This window comes from Streptomyces chromofuscus, assembly GCF_015160875.1.
GTDB classification, from domain to species: Bacteria; Actinomycetota; Actinomycetes; order Streptomycetales; family Streptomycetaceae; genus Streptomyces; species Streptomyces chromofuscus.
The window spans coordinates 5,171,261-5,189,077 of sequence record NZ_CP063374.1 but is presented as its reverse complement, the minus strand read 5'-3'; the positions used below and the strand labels follow the sequence as shown (position 1 = coordinate 5,189,077).

The window sequence follows — 17,817 nt, the reverse complement described above, 5'->3', positions numbered from 1 at the left end:
GGGAGGGATTTTTGTTTACATGTCCGAAACTTGATCGCCGGGGCACCGATATCCGAACAGGGCTTCACGGGCCGCTGACAGGCTGCTGAATGAGCCCACAACAACGACCCGTCTCCCTCCCGCGCGGGAGGGAGACGGGTCGTGTCAGAGGGCCCTTGGAGGGCCGTCAGCCGTGCTTGGCGCGGCTCGCGGCGCGGGCCCGCTCACGCTGGTCCAGCACCACCTTGCGGATGCGAACGGCCTCCGGGGTAACCTCGACGCACTCGTCGTCGCGGCAGAACTCCAGGGACTGCTCCAGCGACAGCTTGCGCGGCGGGACGATCGACTCGGTCACATCGGCGGTGGAGGACCGCATGTTCGTGAGCTTCTTCTCCTTGGTGATGTTGACGTCCATGTCGTCCGAGCGCGAGTTCTCGCCGACGATCATGCCCTCGTACACCTCGGTGCCCGGCTCCACGAAGAGCACGCCGCGCTCCTGGAGGTTCGTCATCGCGAACGCGGTGACGGCACCGGAGCGGTCCGCGACGAGCGAGCCGTTGTTACGGGTCTGCAGGGTGCCGAACCAGGGCTCGAAGCCCTCGTGGATGGAGTGCCCGATGCCCGTGCCGCGGGTCTGGGTCAGGAACTCCGTCCGGAAACCGATCAGACCGCGGGACGGGACGACGAACTCCATGCGGACCCAGCCCGAGCCGTGGTTGGACATGTTGTCCATACGGCCCTTGCGCACACCCATGAGCTGGGTGACCGCGCCCATGTGCTCCTCGGGCACGTCGATGGTCATGCGCTCGACGGGCTCGTAGACCTTGCCGTCGACGTCCTTGGTGACCACCTGGGGCTTGCCGACGGTCAGCTCGTAGCCTTCCCGGCGCATCGTCTCGACGAGGATGGCCAGCGCCAGCTCGCCACGGCCCTGCACCTCCCAGGCGTCCGGGCGCTCGGTGTCCAGCACGCGCAGGGAGACGTTGCCGACCAGCTCGCGGTCCAGCCGGTCCTTGACCTGCCGTGCGGTCACCTTGCGGTCCTTCACGGCCGCCTTCGCGTCGGCGCCCTTGCCGGTGCCGCCCTTGCCGACCAGCGGCGAGGTGTTGGTACCGATGACCATCGAGATGGCAGGCTCGTCGACCGTGATGAGCGGCAGCGCGACCGGGTTCTCGGTGTCGGCCAGGGTCTCGCCGATCATGATGTCCGGGATACCGGCGACGGCGCAGATGTCACCGGGGCCGGCCTTCTCGGCGGGGCCGCGGGTGAGGGCCTCGGTCATCAGCAGCTCGGAGATGCGGACGTTGGTCACGGAGCCGTCGCGCTTCATCCAGGCGACCGTCTGACCCTTGCGCAGCTCGCCCTGCTGGACGCGCAGCAGCGCGATACGGCCGAGGAAGTTGTCGGCGTCGAGGTTGGTGACGTGCGCCTGCAGCGGGGCGCCCTCGTCGTAGGTCGGGGCCGGGATGTGCTCCAGGATCGTGGAGAAGAACGGCTCCAGGCTGTCACTGTCGGCCGGGACGGTGCCGTCCTGCGGCTTGGTCAGCGAGGCGATGCCGTCGCGGCCGCAGGCGTAGACGATCGGGAACTCGATCTGGTCCTCGTCGGCGTCCAGGTCGAGGAAGAGGTCGTAGGCCTCGTTGACGACCTCGTCGATGCGGGCGTCCGGGCGGTCCGTCTTGTTGATGCACAGGATGACGGGGAGCCGGGCCTGGAGCGCCTTGCGCAGCACGAAGCGGGTCTGCGGCAGCGGGCCCTCGGAGGCGTCGACGAGGAGCACGACACCGTCGACCATCGACAGACCGCGCTCGACCTCGCCGCCGAAGTCGGCGTGGCCGGGGGTGTCGATGATGTTGATCGTGATCGGGTCCCCGCCGTCCTTCGGGTGGTACTTGACCGCGGTGTTCTTGGCGAGGATCGTGATGCCCTTCTCACGCTCCAGGTCGTTCGAGTCCATCATGCGGTCGTCGACGGAGTCGAGCTGGTGCGCGGCGAAGGCACCGGCCTGCTTGAGCATGGCGTCGACGATGGTCGTCTTGCCGTGGTCTACGTGGGCGACGATGGCGACGTTGCGGATGTCGTGGCGCGTGGCCATATTGCGGCGTACTCCCGGGATGGTGAGGACGGCTGCGCGTAGGACTGAGTTACGCGCGCCCTGCCGGGCTTGACACGCCACGGCCTCACCCCATGGTACGGGGCTGCCGCGACTGGGGCTTGCGCGGATGCGTCGGTGCAGGTGGGAGCCGTTTCGTCGCCCCACCCGCACCGAGTGCGCCGGCCGCGGGACGCGCCCTGATCAGTCCTTGTCCGCCCGCTGCGGACCCGCCGCCTTCTGGGCCTTCTTCAAGAAGCCCATGTCCTCGTACACCGGTGTCTCGAAGCCGAAGGACCCGGCGTTGGCAAGGGTCTTGCGGACGGCGGTGAGCTGCGGGCGCTGGTAGAGGGGGATCGAGCCGGCGGCGGCCCAGATGCGGGAGTCGGCCTTGCGCACGAGGTCGCGCGCCTCCTCCTCGTCCAGCGTGGCGATGGCCTGGTCGAAGAGCTGGTCGACCTGGTCGGTGCCGACCCGCGTGTAGTTCTGCTCGACGCTCAGGGAGCCGTCGGCGGCCGGTACCGGCTTGGCGTAGATCGGCCGGGCGTCGGTCGCGGGGAACGCCGACGCCGGCCAGGAGTACAGCGCCAGGTCGTACTCGCCGTTGGCGATGTGGTCCTTGAAGTAGCTCTCGTCGGAGACCTTCGTCGTCTCCGTGCGGATTCCCACCCGCTGCAGCATGCGCGAGATGCGGTCGGCGACCTGGTGCAGCGTGTCGGACCCCGCTCCCGAGGGCAGCACGAACCGCAGGGTGAGCGGCTTGCCGTCCTTGGCGAGCGGCCCGGCCGCGGCCCCCGGCGCCGCGGTGCCCTTGGGGGCGTACGCCCCCTGCGCCCCGCCGCCCTGCTGGAGGTGCTGCTTGCCGTCCTGGGCGAGACTGCGGGGGTCCTTCTCGGGCTCGCGCCCGTCGGGTTCCTCGCCCGCCTTGCCGTCCTCCTCCCCCACGATGTACGTCCCGTCGTCCTCCCCCGCCGACTGCTCGGACCCGGGCGACGCCGACTGCCCCTCGGCACCCGCCGCCTTCTCCTTCTTCGTCTGGTCCTTCAGCGGTCCGCCGCGCACCCATCCCGCGTCGGCGAGCAGGGCCTGTGCCTCCTTGGTGTCCTCGCCGCCGAGCGCCCCGCTGTTGTCGGCGTACGCGGCCTGCCCGGCCAGCGCGAGGTGGCTGCCGACCGGCACCGCGGGCAGCCCGAGCGGCTTCAGGACGACCTCCGCCAGTTCCTTGCGGTCCAGGGCGCGGGCGACAGCCCGGCGGACCCGTTCGTCGGCGAGCGGACCGCCGGCGCCGTTGAGGGCGAGCTGGGTGTAGGCCGGTTCCAGCGACTTGCGGACCTCGTAGCGGGCCAGCGCCCCCGTGTCCGGGGCCTCCGCCGCCTTGGCGCCCTGCAGCGGCGTCCCGGTTCCCTTGGGGCGCCCGGCGATCTCGACGCGCCGGGCGGTGGCGGCGTCGATGTCGGCCACGTCCACGGTCCCGGCGGCCAGCGCGCCGGCCCGCTCCACGCGCGGCACGGCCCGCAGCACGATCTTGGAGAGCTTGGCCGGCTCACCCCACCAGCGCGGGCTGCGCACGAGGGTGACCTCGTCCTTCTTCCGGTCGACCTGCTGCACGGTGAACGGTCCGGCGGTGACCTTGAGCTTGCTGCGGGCCCCGTCGTTGAAGGAATCGGGCGTGCCCATGACCTCCTTCGGGTACAGCGGCGAGAACAGCGACTTCCAGTCGGCGTAGGGCCGGCTGAAGGTGACCTTGACCTCCAGGTTGCTGCCGCCCCGCTCGATCCGCTCGATCCGGTCGTACCCGGCGTTGCGCGCGGTCCAGTAGGCGCTGTCCTTCCCGGACAGGGCCCGCCACTGGGCGGCGAAGTCGGCCGCGCCCAGCTCCCGGCCGTCGGTCCAGACGGCCTGCTGGTTGAGCTTGTAGAGGACCACCTGGCGCGGCTCGGTCTCGACGACCTCGGCGGACTCCAGGTAGTCGGGGTTGATCTCCGGCCGCCCGCTGTCGTCCAGCCGGTACAGCGACGGCAGCACCGCCTGGGCGATCCGGGTGGTGGTCGCGTCGGCGTCGGCCTGGAAGGTGTTCAGCGTGTCCGGCACGGCGTCCACGGCCCAGTACAGGGTGCCGCCGTCGGCGACCTGCGCCCGGGCGGCGGGCGCGATGTCCTGTACGGCCAGCGGCTTGCCGGCCTCGTCGTCCGAGCCGCATCCGGTCAGCGCGGGCACCGCGAGCACACCCGCGGTGAGGAGGGCGACCGAGCGCAGCACTGCGCGCGGACCGACGCCGTCGTGGGACATCTCTGGTTACCTCCGGGGGCCGCGGGGGTTACGATCACTTTTGGCGGTATATGGAGCTGATCAGATGTTCTCGGCTCTACGCGGCCACTGAAGAGGAAAGGGTTCAGCAACAGCGGGCGACACGGCGGCGACGGCCGGTAACCCCACCCGTGCGGCGCAACGCACCCCGGGATGCACCTGTACGCCTCGGCCAATCGGTGCACGTCCCTTCCCAGCGGCAGGTGTGACGCGCAACACTCGCAGGCGCATGACCGTTGCCACCCACGGCCGCAGGGCCGACGGAAGTGAGGTCACGTCATGTCCGTGCACGACGAACTGACATCGGTGCAGCGCTGTCTGGACGACCTGTCCCGGTCGCTGGGCCGCCTGGAGCAGCAGCTCGGCACCGGCGGGCTCGACATACGCCGCGTGCGCACCGACTGCGAGCACCTGCGCGAGAGCGTCGCGCTGCTCCGCGAGGCGTCCAGCACACCGGCCGCGCAGCGGCGTCCGGAGCTCGTCACCATTCCCGACACGCCGTACGACAACAGCCTGTGGGTCGACACGGACGACGAGGGACTCGGCGCCCGCGACCGACGCGCACCCTGACCGATCCGAGTCCCGACCGACCGGAGTCACACCTTGGCCACTGGTACGGAACCCACAACCTCAGATCCCCGTCCCCCGGGCGGCGTCCGGTCGGCGTCCCGCGCCGCGATCGCCGCGCCGCACCTGCGGACCGACCGCTGGTGGCTGGCGCCGGCCGCCACCGCCGCCGGGCTGTTCGCCTTCATCGTGTACTCGACCTGGCGGGCCTTCGCGAACGCCGACTACTACGCGGCCCCGTACGTATCGCCGTTCTACTCCCCTTGCCTGGCGGAGAACTGCGAGCCGATGAAGGCGGGCCCGAACTGGGAGATCTTCGGCGGCTGGTGGGGCATCTCCCCCGCGATCATCATCCTGATCTTCCCGCTCGGCTTCCGCCTGACCTGCTACTACTACCGGAAGGCCTACTACCGGGGCTTCTGGGCGTCCCCGCCGGCCTGCGCGGTGGCCGAGCCGCACAAGAAGTACACCGGGGAGACCCGCTTCCCGCTGGTGCTGCAGAACATCCACCGGTACTTCTTCTACGCCGCGATCCTCGTCGCCGGCATCCTGACGTACGACACCGTGCTCGCCTTCCGCGACGAGAACTACGCGTGGGGCCACATGGGCCTCGGCACGCTGGTGTTCCTCGTCAACATCGTGCTGATCTGGGCGTACACGATCTCCTGCCACTCCTGCCGGCACATCGTCGGCGGCAAGCTCAAGCACTTCTCCAGACACCCGGTGCGCTACCGGATGTGGCAGTGGGTCGGGAGGCTGAACGCCCGTCACATGCTGCTCGCCTGGACGTCGTTGGTGAGCGTGGCGCTCGCCGACTTCTACGTCTATCTCCTCGCGTCCGGTGTCTTCGACGATCCGCGCTTCTTCTAGATGAGTGGGGCCCTGTGATGTCCGTGGTGGAGCGACAGCAGTGGGACGTCGTCGTGGTCGGCGCGGGCGGCGCCGGGCTGCGTGCCGCCATCGAGGCCCGCGAGCGCGGCGCCCGTACCGCCGTGATCTGCAAGTCGCTGTTCGGCAAGGCGCACACGGTGATGGCCGAGGGCGGCATCGCCGCCGCGATGGCCAACGCGAACCCGCACGACAACTGGCAGGTGCACTTCCGGGACACCCTGCGCGGCGGCAAGTTCCTGAACCAGTGGCGGATGGCCGAACTGCACGCCCAGGAGGCCCCGGACCGGGTGTGGGAGCTGGAGACCTGGGGCGCCCTGTTCGACCGTACGAAGGACGGCCGGATCTCCCAGCGCAACTTCGGCGGCCACGAGTACCCGCGCCTCGCCCACGTCGGCGACCGCACCGGCCTCGAGCTGATCCGCACCCTGCAGCAGAAGATCGTCGCGCTGCAGCAGGAGGACTTCAAGGAGACCGGTGACTACGAGTCCCGCCTGAAGGTCTTCCAGGAGTGCACGGTCACCCGCGTCCTCAAGGACGAGGACGGCTCCCGGGTGAGCGGTGTCTTCGCCTACGAGCGGGAGTCGGGCCGCTTCTTCGTCCTTCAGGCCCCCGCCGTGGTGATCGCGACTGGTGGCATCGGCAAGTCCTTCAAGGTCACGTCGAACTCCTGGGAGTACACGGGCGACGGCCACGCGCTGGCCCTGCTGGCCGGGGCGCCCCTGCTGAACATGGAGTTCGTGCAGTTCCACCCGACCGGCATGGTCTGGCCGCCCTCGGTGAAGGGCATCCTCGTCACCGAGTCCGTCCGCGGCGACGGCGGCGTGCTGCGCAACTCCGAGGGCAAGCGGTTCATGTTCGACTACATCCCGGACGTCTTCAAGGAGAAGTACGCCGAGACGGAGGACGAGGCCGACCGCTGGTACGACGACCCGGACACCAACCGGCGCCCCCCGGAGCTGCTCCCCCGCGACGAGGTCGCCCGGGCGATCAACACCGAGGTCAAGGAGGGCCGAGGCTCCCCGCACGGCGGTGTGTTCCTGGACGTGTCGACGCGGATGCCCGCCGAGGTGATCAAGCGCCGGCTGCCGTCGATGTACCACCAGTTCAAGGAGCTGGCCGACGTCGACATCACCGCCGAGGCGATGGAGGTCGGGCCCACCTGCCACTACGTGATGGGCGGCATCGCCGTCGACTCCGACTCGGCGGCGGCCCGCGGGGTGCCGGGGTTGTACGCGGCCGGTGAGGTGGCCGGCGGGATGCACGGCTCCAACCGGCTCGGCGGCAACTCGCTCTCCGACCTGCTGGTGTTCGGCCGCCGGGCGGGACAGTACGCCGCCGAGTACGCGGCCTCGGTGGCGACGACCCGGCCCCGGGTGGACGACGTCCAGGTGGACAGCGCGGCGGCGGAGGCCCTGCGCCCCTTCTCCGCCGAGGCGGAGATCGAGGAGCCCGCCGGGGGCCCGCCGGAGAACCCGTACACCCTCCACCAGGAACTGCAGCAGACTATGAACGACCTGGTCGGCATCATCCGCCGCGAGGCGGAGATGAAGCAGGCCCTGGAGAAGCTGGCCGAGCTGCGGGTACGGGCCCGCCGCGCGGGCGTCGAGGGCCACCGCCAGTTCAACCCGGGCTGGCACCTCGCCCTGGACCTGAGGAACATGCTGCTGGTCAGCGAGTGCGTGGCGCGGGCTGCGCTGGAGCGCAACGAGTCGCGCGGCGGCCACACCCGCGAGGACCACCCGTCGATGGACCGCAGGTGGCGGCGTATCAATCTGCTCTGCCGGCTCACCGACCCCACGGGCGGCCTGGCGGCCACGGACCCGGTCCGGGGCCAGATCACCCTTACCCGCGAGACCACCGAACCCATCCGACCCGACCTGCTCGCCCTGTTCGACAAGGAGGAGCTGGTCAAGTACCTCGCCGAAGAGGAGCTGTACGAGTGAGCAGCTACGAATCCCGCTTCAAGGTGTGGCGCGGGGACGCGGACGGGGGCGGCCTGGAGGACTTCCGGGTCGAGGTGAACGACGGCGAGGTGGTGCTGGACATCATCCACCGCCTCCAGGCGACCCAGGCCCCCGACCTGGCCGTGCGCTGGAACTGCAAGGCGGGCAAGTGCGGTTCGTGCTCCGCCGAGATCAACGGGCGGCCCCGGCTGATGTGCATGACCCGGATGTCGGTGTTCGACCGCGAGGAGACGATCACCGTCACCCCGCTGCGCGCCTTCCCGGTCGTACGGGATCTCGTCACGGACGTCGGCTTCAACTACGAGAAGGCGCGCGAGGTCCCGTCCTTCGTGCCGCCGGCCGGTCTGGGGCCCGGCGAGTACCGCATGATGCAGGAGGACGTGGACCGGTCACAGGAGTTCCGGAAGTGCATCGAGTGCTTCCTGTGCCAGGACACCTGCCATGTGGTCCGCGACCACGAGGAGAACAAGCAGGCGTTCGCGGGACCGCGTTTCCTGATGCGCGTCGCGGAACTTGACATGCATCCGCTGGACGCGGCGGCCGAGTCCGGCCTCGACCGCAAACGCACGGCCCAGGACGAACACGGCCTCGGCTACTGCAACATCACCAAGTGCTGCACCGAGGTCTGCCCCGAGGGCATCAAGATCACCGACAACGCACTGATCCCGCTGAAGGAGCGGGCCGTCGACCGCAAGTACGACCCGCTGGTCTGGCTCGGCAACAAGATCCGTCGGCGGTCCGCGTCAGCCGAGTGAGCCCCGCAGGTACCCCGAGTGCGCCACCTGTCCGAGGAAGGTGAACCGGGTGTCGGAGGCCATGTGCTTCTCGAAGGCCTCCTTGATGCCCAGCCACTTCGGATGCCCGAAGTCGTCGAGGACGACGATGCCGCCAGGGGCGATGATCTGCTCGGCCCACTCCAGGTCCTTGGCCACGCCTTCGGCGGAGTGGTCGCCGTCGACGACGATCACGCCGTAGGCGCGGTCGGAGACGGCGGCACGCACCTCGGGGTCCTCGGAGACGCCCTGCTGGATCCGGGCCGCGGCACCGGCCGCGCCCACCAGCGCGAGATGGGCGCGCACGGCGGCCTCCCGCACCGGCGTGCCCGTCACGTCCCCACCCATGGTGGTACCGGGCTGCAGCTGCTGACCGGCCAGCGGATCGACGATCGTCAGCCGCGGATCCCGCCCCGTCCGCTCCATCATGCGGATGAGGGCCGCGCCGAACATCGTGCCGCCGGCCACACGGCCGACGCCCAGCGCCTCCATCGCGATGAGCAGCCGGAACGCCTGGCCGACGGCCCGCTCCGCGCCGTCACCGTCGCCGGTGACACGGGTCAGCTCCCCGATGGTCCGGTTCCGGTGCGGCGCCGACGGCAACCGTGAGGCACCCCGCCCGGTCCCGTCGAAGAACCGTTCCAGGGGGCGCTGCCGGGCGCGCACCCTCTTCAGCTCCTGTTGCACCGCGTCGTAGGAGGTGTTGCCGAGGACCCGCCGGACCTCGCGCTCGACGCGCTGGTCGATCAGTGCGGCGACGGGCCGCAGGGCGCGGCCGGGCGACCCTGCTGGTGAGTAGCGCTCGCATGGATGGGTGACCCTCACAGGGAGTAGGGGAAGTGGCGTGGACCGTAGGCCGCGCACAGCCGCTCCACAACTAACGGGGGTACCCCTCCAGGGAGAGCACACCTGACGACTGTCCGACGAACGGGTGACGTAGGGACGCGGGGCGGGCCGCCGCTCGAGCGCTCGCCCCGCACGTCGTCCACGTAAGGGACGCACCCCACTCGCGGAGCCGCATTCCTGCTCATACGCTCCGAAATGTGACGCCCTCCTCGATCCGCGGCCGACCCCGGCGTGCCGCCTCGCGCACACCCGCGCGGATCGCGCACGCCACTCTCGGCACAGTGATCGCGGTCCTGTGGCTGCTGTGGCCGGAGCTGACCGACTCCTCGGGCGGCGACCGCCGGGCCGCGGCCACCCCGCAGCCGACGGCGCAGGACCAGGTCGAGGAGACGCCCATCGCCGACTTCGTCCTCCCGCTCCTCGCGCTGGGCACGGCGGTGGTGCTGGCCGCCTACGGCTACCTGCGCAGGAGCCGGCGGACCCGCACGCGCACCACGCCCAGCGGCCTCCCGTCCGGCAGGCCCGCCGCCCCGTCACCTCCCGCCGAACCGGACGAACAGGCACGGGCGTTACTGGTGGAGGCCGACAACTGCGTCCGCACCAGCCGCGAGGAACTCGCCTTCGCCGAGGCCGCGTCGGGCCCGGAGGCCGTGGAACCCTTCGTCCGGGCGCTGCGGGAGGCGGAGTGGGAGCTGTCGGCCGCGTTCGCCATGCGGCAGCGGTACGACGACGGTGTCCCGTCCGAGGCATCGGCCCGGCGGCAGGCGCTCGCCGGGATCGCCGGGCGGTGCGCGGAGGCCGGACGGCGGCTGGACGCGGAGGCGGGGGCGTTCGACGCGGTGCGCGGTCCGGAGTGCAGGACCGGGAAGGCGCTGGAGGTCGCGGAGGGCAGGTTCCGTGAGGTGGCCGGCCGTACGGCGACGGCGGAGGCGACCCTGGCGCGACTCGGCAGGCGGTACGCGTCGACGGCGTCCGCCCCGGTCGTCGGGTACGTCGAACAGGCCAAGGACCGCCTGGTGTTCACGACGCTCCACCTCAACCAGGCTCGTCAGCGCGCCGACCTGGGCGAGCCGGACCGCGCCGCCGCCCATCTGCGCGCCGCCGAGGGCGCGATCGCCCAGGCGGCGACCTTCGTGGACGCCGTCGACCGCCTCGCCGGGGAGCTGTCGACGGCCGAGACGCTGGTACCGGCGACCCTCACGGGGGCGGAGGCGGAGATCGCGGGGGCGCGGGAGCGGGTGACCCGGGCGGCGGACGGCGTTGTCGTGTCCGACCTTCCCGTCGGCGAGCTGACGTCGCGCCTGATGCACGCCGACGCCGTCCTTGCCGCCGTACGCGAGACGCTGTCGACCGGGCCGTACGACCCCCTCGACGTCCTGCGTCGCGTCGTGCGGGCCGTCGTTCCGGTCGCGGCGGGGCGGGCCGGGGTCCTGCCGGTGGCCGGTGAGCTGGTCGCCCGGAGCGCCACGGCCGCGGCGGCCGGCTTCGTCTCGACGCACCGGGGTGCGGTGGGCAGCGAGGCCCGTACGCGCCTGGCGTCCGCGCACCGGCTCCTGACCGACGAGCCCCTCACCGCCGACACCCTCGCCCGCACCGCCCTGCATCTGGCCGAACAGGACGTCCGGGTCCACGGCACCCCCGTCCTCACGACGACCCCGCACTCGACGGGCGTCGGCGGGGCGCTCCTGGGCGGCATCCTGCTGCCCGACGACTCAACTCCCGGGCCGCCCGCGAGCTTCGGCGGCCCACGGTGCCGCGCGCGCCGTAACTTCCCACTCTCGTAACAAACTTCGCGCCCCACAGGACTCGGCACACCCCCCTTATATGATGATCCGAGAGATCCTGTTGAGGGTCGGTCCGATGACGCGCGGACGAGCGGGGGCAGTTGAGCGTGATCACACCGGAGCAGATTCCGCAGTTCACTGGTGACTTGGCCCAGTTGGAGGCGGATTACGCGGCGTTGAAGACGGACGCGGGCCATGTCCGTGACGCGGGCGCCGATGTGCATTCCCGGTTCCAGGGGTTGTCGGCGTATTACCGGGCGCCGGAGGCCGAGCAGTTGTTCGCGACGACGAAGCCGGTCAAGGACCGGGCGGACGGGTTCGCCGACGACTTGGAGAAGGTGTCGGGTGCGTTGTCGTCGTACGCGACGGAGATCCGTCCGCTGGTGGACCGGCTGAAGCAGCTGAAGGCGGAGGCGACGGCCTTCGTCGCGTCGGTGAAGGACGACGACGAGTGGGAGTACGACGAGGACAAGGTTGGCGAGCACAACCAGCTGCGCGACGACATCACCGCGACGGTCGCGGCGTTCTGGGCGGCGGAGCGCACGTGCCACAACAAGATCACCGCGTTGTGGGGCGGCACGCAGATGGTCGCCGGGGACGGCTCGGACCGTAAGGACCAGTACGGGTTCTCCGCGGAGGACATGAAGAACGCGAAGCTTCCCTGGGGTGACCCGGTGGAGGAGAAGCATCACTGGTACGAGGTCGGCCACTGGGTGAAGTCGTTCGTGTGGGACGGCCTGATCGTGGACGGTATCTGGGGCACGATCAAGGGCTTGGGCACGCTGGTCGGTTTCGGTGGCTGGGAGGCGATGGGCCAGGCCTGGAAGGGCCTGGCGCAGCTGGCCACGGGCCTGGTCCTGTCGTCGCTGCCGGGGGTGAGCGCGGCGTTCTGGCTGCTGCCCGACGACAAGCTGCCCTCGTGGATCCGTGACTCGCGCACGGCGATGAAGGAGACCGGCAAGGCGCTGGTGGCGTGGGACCAGTGGGGCAAGAACCCCGCCCGCGCCGCCGGAGCCGTCACCTTCAACGTGCTGACGACCGTGTTCACCGGCGGTGCGGGGGGTGCGGTGTCGGGTGCGGGCAAGGCCGGCGCGGTGGCGAAGGTGCTGGGCACGACGGCGAAGGTCATCGACCCGATGACGTACATCGCCAAGGGCGCGGGTGCGGGCCTGTCGAAGATCGGCGACATCAGCGCGGCGCTGAAGGGCGTCGGCAATATCGAGATCCCCCGGCTGCCCGACAACGCGATCACCCTCCCCGAGGGCACCGTGCGGCTGCCGGAGGGAACGGTGCGGCTGCCGGAGGGTGCGGCGATCCCCACCGGCGGCATCAGGATCCCCGAGGGCGGTGCGGTCACCCTCCCGGAGGGCACCGCACTGCCGCCCGGCGCGGTCGACCTGGGCAACGGCGCCGTGAAGCTGCCCGAGGGCACCCCGGTCCCCGCAGGCGCGGTGGAGCTGCCCGAGGGCGCGGTCAAGCTCCCCGACGACGCCCCGGTCCTGCCGGAGGGCACGGTCAAGCTGCCCACCGAGGACGGCGCCCCGGCCCGCTACTACGACCCCGAGGGCAACATCCTCGACGAGGGCGGCAACGTCATCCAGAAGTCCGACGACGGCCCCGGCGACGTCGTCGACCAGCCCGGGGTGCCCCGCGACGGTGCCGATCTCCCCCGGGTGGACTCCCCGGTCCGCGAGCCGGCGATGGCCGGCGCCGCGACCGGCACCGCCGACAACGCCGGCCAGCACATCCGCCTCGGCAACGCCCTCGACGACCTCGGCGACATCGGCCGCACCGGCGACGACGCCACACCCCCCACCGGCACCACCGACGACCTCCCCGGCGGCACCGCGAACAACCTCCCCGGCGGCACCGCCGGCAACCTGCCGACCAACAGCCTCGACAACGCGACCCCGGTCACCGGCACGGGGGACAACCTGCCGGGTGGTCGTACGGACGATCTCGGCACGGGTGGCACCCATGCCGAGGGGCCGGGGACAGGCGGCGGACACACCGACGGTCCCGGCACCGGCGGCGGTCCTCTCGACCCGCCGTCAGGGGGTGCCGTCCTCCCGGGCGGTCTGGACGACGCGGCACGCGGCTCGGACGACGCGGCACGCCACGCGGCCGAGGCGGCACGCCGTGAGGAGTACGAGGCCGCACGTCAGAAGCCGGCCGACGAGCGGACGCCCGCCGAACGGGCGGCGATAACCCGCGAGCACGTCCGCCTGGCCAACGAGGACCCGGTCTGGCGGGCGGAGCACTACGACAAGTGGGGCCCCGGCAAGCGGAACAACGCCGAAGAGATGGTCGACGGCCAGCTCCTGCCCAAGCTCGTCGAGAAGCCGGGCGGCGGCTGGATGGCGGCGGACGCCATGCCGTACGCGAACCCGGACAGGTTCCACCTGACCCCGCTGGACAGGGGCCGGTCCACGGTCCCCGCGGAGAACCTCGGCCACCTGGACGACGTATCGGCGAAGCGCTTCGCCGGCATGCAGCTGACCGACGCCCAGAAGACGTTCGACGCGACGCCCACTGACGAGGCCGCCGAAGCGCTCGCCAAGGCGCAGGACCACTTCAACGCGACGGTCGGCGAAGGAGTGGGCAACAACAGCAAGCTCGGCGAAGCCCTCGGCGAGGAAGCCGCGCGCCGCCACATGCTCATGCAGAAGGAGTTCGACGGCGCCAGGGAGATCACCGACCTGCCCGAAACGGCCAACGGCTCCAAGCGGTTCGACCAGCTCTGGCGGGACAAGGACGGCAACCTCATCATCGTCGAGGCGAAGGGCCCCAACGCACGGCTGGACTGGCGTCAGGGCAACGGTGTCCAGGACAGCGGCACCATGGTCAAGCAGGGAACGATCGAGTACGTCCGCACGATCGTGGCGGACATGGAGGAACGCGCCCTCTTCTCCCCGAACGACGCCAAGTACGCCGCGGAGATCAGGGCGGCCATCGAGAACAAGTCCCTGCGCTACGTCCTTGTCCAGGCTGCCGAGAACACCGGTAAGTATGCTGGCGCCCAGCTGCAGCACTTCAAGATCTTCTAAGGAGAATCGCGTTGGTCTCGACGATCACCCGCCCTCCCCTCCCCATGGAGAACGCGGAACAGGGCCTCGCCGTGCTCCAGGAGAACGCGCAGGGGCTGATCGACGGTCTTGAGGAACGCTCCACCAGGCTGGGAGACGCCCAGCGCACCACGCTCACCCTGGCCATGTCCCGCTGCCTGGTGGATCCGCGGGCCTCGGTCTTCCCCACCTGGGACGCCTGGGTCAACGCGATGCAGGTGGGCTCCGCCGTGTTCGCCGCCGCGACCACGTCGGACGACCACGTCCAGTGCCGTATCGCGCACAAGGACCGCACGCTGGAGGCCACCGGGCCGCAGTGGTACGTCAATCCGGGCAGTTGGCTGAGCGCCTTCTACCTCGCCGTGGTGTGCCGGGAACGGGACCGGATCACAGCGCTGTGCGAGGTGCCCCTGTCTCTGCTCCGCGAGAACGGCGGGCAGTTCGAGGAGTACCACTTCGGCTGGGTCGACACGCTGCAGACGTACTGGCGCGGCGGTTCGGACCTGGGCACCAAGCTCGTGGCCGCGGTCGACGGCACGGACCCGGCGGCGGCCCGCGATCCGGAGACCGCCGGCAAGCTGCTGTACCCGCCGATGGAGATGTTCCACCGCTTCGTGCGCCAGGACACCGACGGATTCCACCGTGCGCTCGTCCACGCCCTGCAACTGCACAAGGAGTACTGGACCGAGGAGAGCCGCGCCTTCCAGGCGTCGGGTCTCGTCGCACTCGCTCCCCTCGCCATGGCCTGCTTCGCCCACGACGCCGGCCTTCCCGTCGAGGTGGACTCCGAATACCTGCCGGCGGTCCTGCTGGGCCGCAACTGGCTCGGTGAGTTCCCCACCTAAGGCACGAACCGGGCGGTGGGGCGGGCGGTCGGCCCTGCACCGCCTGGCCGTCCGTTCCGCCTAGAACAGGCTCAGCAGCGCCTCCGCCGGATCCGCCACGCCGTTCTCCCCGTCCGGCAGCGGCAGTTCGAACCACACCGTCTTGCCGCGGTGGGTGCGGCGGGAGCCCCACGCGGCCGACAACAGGCCGACGAGCTGGAGGCCCCGGCCACCCTCGTCGGTGTCGCGGGCGCGGCGGCGGCGCGGCTGGACCAGGCCCGAGTCCCACACCTCGCAGACAAGGGTGCGGTCCAGCAGCAGACGGAGTCGGATCTCGCCCTCGCCGTACCGCAGCGCGTTCGTCACCAGCTCGCTGACCAGCAGCTCCGTCGTGTCGACCAGCGGCTCCATGTCCCAGCTGAGGAGCTGACCGCGGGCGTACTCGCGGGCCCGGCCCACGCTGCGCGGCTCGCGCGGCAGCGTCCAGTCGCCGACCGACTCGGTGGGCAGGCCCTGGACGCGTGCCATGAGCAGGGCGATGTCGTCCTCGCCGTGATGGGTGTCGAGGGTGTGGAGGACCTGGTCGCAGACGTCCTCCAGGGGACGCGCCGGGTCGGTGAGCGCGCCGACGAAGGCCTGGAGGCCCTCGTCCAGCGGGTGGTCGCGGGATTCGACCAGTCCATCCGTGTAGAGCGCGAGCAGCGCACCCTCGGGGAGTTCGACCTCGACCTCCTCGAAGGGCTCTCCGCCCACGCCGAGCGGCAGGCCCGGCGGTACGTCGAGCATCAGCGCCGCCTCGCCGGGTTCGACCAGGACCGGCGGGAGGTGCCCGGCGTTGGCGAAGGTGCACCGGCGGGTGACGGAGTCGTAGACCGCGTACACGCAGGTCGCCAGGTACACCTCGGACAGGTCCGCCTCGCGGGGGCGGCGGGCGGCGCGGGTGGCCTGCTGGATGCCGCCGGGGGCGCCGAGGCCGCGGGCGATCTCGTCCAACTGGGCGAGCACCTCGGCCGGTTCGAGGTCGAGCTGGGCCAGCGTGCGGACGGCCGTGCGCAGTTCGCCCATGGCGACCGCGGCGCGCAGGCCCCGGCCCATGACGTCGCCGACCACCAGCGCCGTACGGTGGCCGGGCAGTTCGATGACGTCGAACCAGTCGCCGCCGACCTCGCTGGGGCGGCCGGTGGAGGCGTTCCCGGGCAGGTAGCGGCAGGCAATGTCGAGGCCCGAGGCGACCGGGTCGCCGGGCGGGAGCAGGGACCGCTGCAGTATCAACGCGCGTTCGTGCTCACGACGGTAGAGGCGCGCGTTGTCGATGCAGACCGCGGCGCGCGCGGCGAGCTCGACCGCGAGGTCGCGGTCCCGGTCGCCGAACGGCTCGCTGCCCTTGGTGCGGGAGAACTGCGCGAGTCCCACGACCGTGTCGTGGGCGACCATCGGCACGGCGAGCGTCGACTGGACGAGGCCGCCGTCCTCGGCTGGGACGGTCTGCGGGCGGGCGGTGCGCAGGGCGTCGGCGCAGGGCGAGTTGAAGGGGAAGTGGTGGACGGCGCCGACGGTGACCGGCTTGCCTGCGCCCATGAACGGGGCGTCGGAGACGGCGCTGGCGAAAGCGACGCGGCGCACCTCCGCGCTGCCGTCGGCAAGACCCTGCGGAGTCTGGTCGCCCACCAGCAGTCCCTGGTAGAGGTCGACGGTGGCCAGGTCGCAGAAGCCGGGGACCACGACGTCGAGGAGTTCGCGGGCGGTGGTCTCCAGGTCGAGGGAGTTGCCGATGCGCGCGCCGGCCTCGTTGAGCAGGGCGAGATTGCGCCGGGCCGCGGCGGCCTCGCGGGCGGCGGCGCGGCGTGAGGTGATGTCGATTCCCAGCCAGGCGATGCCGATGGGGCGGCCGGTTCCGCTGTGCACGCGGTAGAGGTTGACCGACCAGTGACGCCGGTCGTCGGAGCCGGGCACGAAGCCCGTGACGTGCATGTCCGTGATGCTGTTGCCGGTCTCCAGGACCCGGCGCAGCGTCGCGGAGACCCGCTCGGCCTCGCCGCGCGGCAGATAGTCGTGAACCCCGCGGCCACGGTGGTCGTCGGGCGTGCCGCCGAAGATGGACGCGAACCGCTCGTTGGCGCGTCGCACCTTCAGATCGGCGTCGATCAGCAGGAAGCCGAACGGGGATTGACCGAATATCGCCTGAGAGGCGGCGAGGTCGGTCTCGATGCGGCGCAGCACCCGCACGTCGACGACGATGCAGACGGCGGCCTTGTCGCCGTCCTCGGTGCGGGTCGGCATCACGTAGACCTCGGCGAGCCCCGTGCCGCCGCGTCCGCCGTCGGCCCTGTCCGGCAGCCGGAAGGGCACCACGCCGGTCCACTCCCGTCCGTCCAGGATCTCGGCCATCTTCCGCTGTCCGCGCTCGCGCAGATCGGGGTCGACGAAGGCCTCGATGGGGTCCATCCCGACGGCGCGCTCGGCCGGGATGCCGAAGAGGTTCTCGGCGCGCAGGCTCCACTGGTCGACGAGTCCGTCGGGGCCGATGGAGAAGGAGGCGACCTTGATGTAGTCGTACATCGAGCCGGGCGGACTGCTCTGCCACATGGCGTCGGCGGGCGGCATCTGTCCGGAGGCATCCGCCGCCTCCGTCCTCGCGCCGCCCGACGGGTCCTCCGACTCCGTGGCCCTCGCTGGTATCTCGCTCACGCGAACCGTCCCCTCCAGCTCACCGCGTCCGGCACCG

General features: G+C 71.2%; 11 protein-coding genes. 7 read left to right on the top strand and 4 right to left on the bottom strand.

The features are described 5' to 3' along the window. Positions 1 to 166: 166 nt before the first annotated feature. Together typA and IPT68_RS23520 are read right to left on the bottom strand one after the other, a co-directional pair. Entirely contained in the window at positions 167 to 2,074 is a 1,908-nt protein-coding gene (gene typA / locus IPT68_RS23525) for a translational GTPase TypA (protein WP_189696356.1), read from the bottom strand. A gap of 201 nt (positions 2,075 to 2,275) precedes the next feature. Continuing rightward, positions 2,276 to 4,360, bottom strand: coding sequence for an ABC transporter family substrate-binding protein (locus IPT68_RS23520; protein ID WP_189696355.1), 2,085 nt, complete (start codon positions 4,358 to 4,360; stop codon positions 2,276 to 2,278). A 297-nt stretch (positions 4,361 to 4,657) separates the two neighbouring features. Here IPT68_RS23520 and IPT68_RS23515 point away from each other — a divergent pair, with 297 nt between their 5' ends. Genes IPT68_RS23515 through IPT68_RS23500 form a run of 4 tightly spaced genes read left to right on the top strand, consistent with a single transcriptional unit; the run spans position 4,658 to position 8,555 of the window. Next, positions 4,658 to 4,948, top strand: coding sequence for a hypothetical protein (locus IPT68_RS23515; protein ID WP_189696354.1), 291 nt, complete (start codon positions 4,658 to 4,660; stop codon positions 4,946 to 4,948). Positions 4,949 to 4,981: 33 nt separating this feature from the next. Next, positions 4,982 to 5,815 carry a hypothetical protein gene (locus tag IPT68_RS23510; RefSeq protein ID WP_189696353.1) on the top strand — a complete coding sequence of 278 codons (834 nt, stop codon included), beginning with the start codon at positions 4,982 to 4,984 and terminating at the stop codon, positions 5,813 to 5,815. Positions 5,816 to 5,832: 17 nt separating this feature from the next. After that, positions 5,833 to 7,779, top strand: coding sequence for a fumarate reductase/succinate dehydrogenase flavoprotein subunit (locus IPT68_RS23505; RefSeq protein WP_189696352.1), 1,947 nt, complete (start codon positions 5,833 to 5,835; stop codon positions 7,777 to 7,779). Then, positions 7,776 to 8,555 (top strand): succinate dehydrogenase/fumarate reductase iron-sulfur subunit, encoded by a 780-nt coding sequence (locus IPT68_RS23500; RefSeq protein WP_189696351.1) that lies wholly within the window; start codon positions 7,776 to 7,778, stop codon positions 8,553 to 8,555. Before IPT68_RS23505 ends, IPT68_RS23500 begins: the two co-directional genes overlap by 4 nt. On the opposite strand, the gene IPT68_RS23495 is transcribed toward IPT68_RS23500, so the two are convergent. Next, positions 8,544 to 9,398 (bottom strand): class I SAM-dependent methyltransferase, encoded by an 855-nt coding sequence (locus IPT68_RS23495; protein WP_228039831.1) that lies wholly within the window; start codon positions 9,396 to 9,398, stop codon positions 8,544 to 8,546. The genes IPT68_RS23500 and IPT68_RS23495 overlap by 12 nt on opposite strands. Before the next feature lie 218 nt (positions 9,399 to 9,616). Between IPT68_RS23495 and IPT68_RS23490 the strand changes: the two genes are divergently transcribed. The 3 genes from IPT68_RS23490 to IPT68_RS23480 all read left to right on the top strand — a co-directional run bounded on the left by IPT68_RS23490 (position 9,617) and on the right by IPT68_RS23480 (position 15,113). Then, positions 9,617 to 11,203, top strand: a complete 1,587-nt coding sequence (locus IPT68_RS23490; RefSeq protein ID WP_189696350.1) for a hypothetical protein — start codon at positions 9,617 to 9,619, stop codon at positions 11,201 to 11,203. Between the two features lie 107 nt (positions 11,204 to 11,310). Next, positions 11,311 to 14,250 carry a hypothetical protein gene (locus tag IPT68_RS23485; protein WP_189696671.1) on the top strand — a complete coding sequence of 980 codons (2,940 nt, stop codon included), beginning with the start codon at positions 11,311 to 11,313 and terminating at the stop codon, positions 14,248 to 14,250. A gap of 11 nt (positions 14,251 to 14,261) precedes the next feature. Next, complete coding sequence (locus tag IPT68_RS23480; RefSeq protein WP_228039830.1) at positions 14,262 to 15,113, top strand: immunity 49 family protein; 852 nt, start codon at positions 14,262 to 14,264, stop codon at positions 15,111 to 15,113. 60 nt (positions 15,114 to 15,173) lie between these two features. Here the strand turns inward: IPT68_RS23480 and IPT68_RS23475 are convergent, their stop codons facing one another. Beyond that, positions 15,174 to 17,780 (bottom strand): SpoIIE family protein phosphatase, encoded by a 2,607-nt coding sequence (locus IPT68_RS23475; RefSeq protein ID WP_189696349.1) that lies wholly within the window; start codon positions 17,778 to 17,780, stop codon positions 15,174 to 15,176. Positions 17,781 to 17,817 lie beyond the last annotated feature (37 nt).

Coding starts and splice junctions, on each gene's coding strand:
- typA (WP_189696356.1), bottom strand. CDS start 2,074: ATGGCCACGCGCCACGACATCCGCAACGTCGCCATCGTCGCCCACGTA.
- IPT68_RS23520 (WP_189696355.1), bottom strand. CDS start 4,360: ATGTCCCACGACGGCGTCGGTCCGCGCGCAGTGCTGCGCTCGGTCGCC.
- IPT68_RS23515 (WP_189696354.1), top strand. CDS start 4,658: ATGTCCGTGCACGACGAACTGACATCGGTGCAGCGCTGTCTGGACGAC.
- IPT68_RS23505 (WP_189696352.1), top strand. CDS start 5,833: ATGTCCGTGGTGGAGCGACAGCAGTGGGACGTCGTCGTGGTCGGCGCG.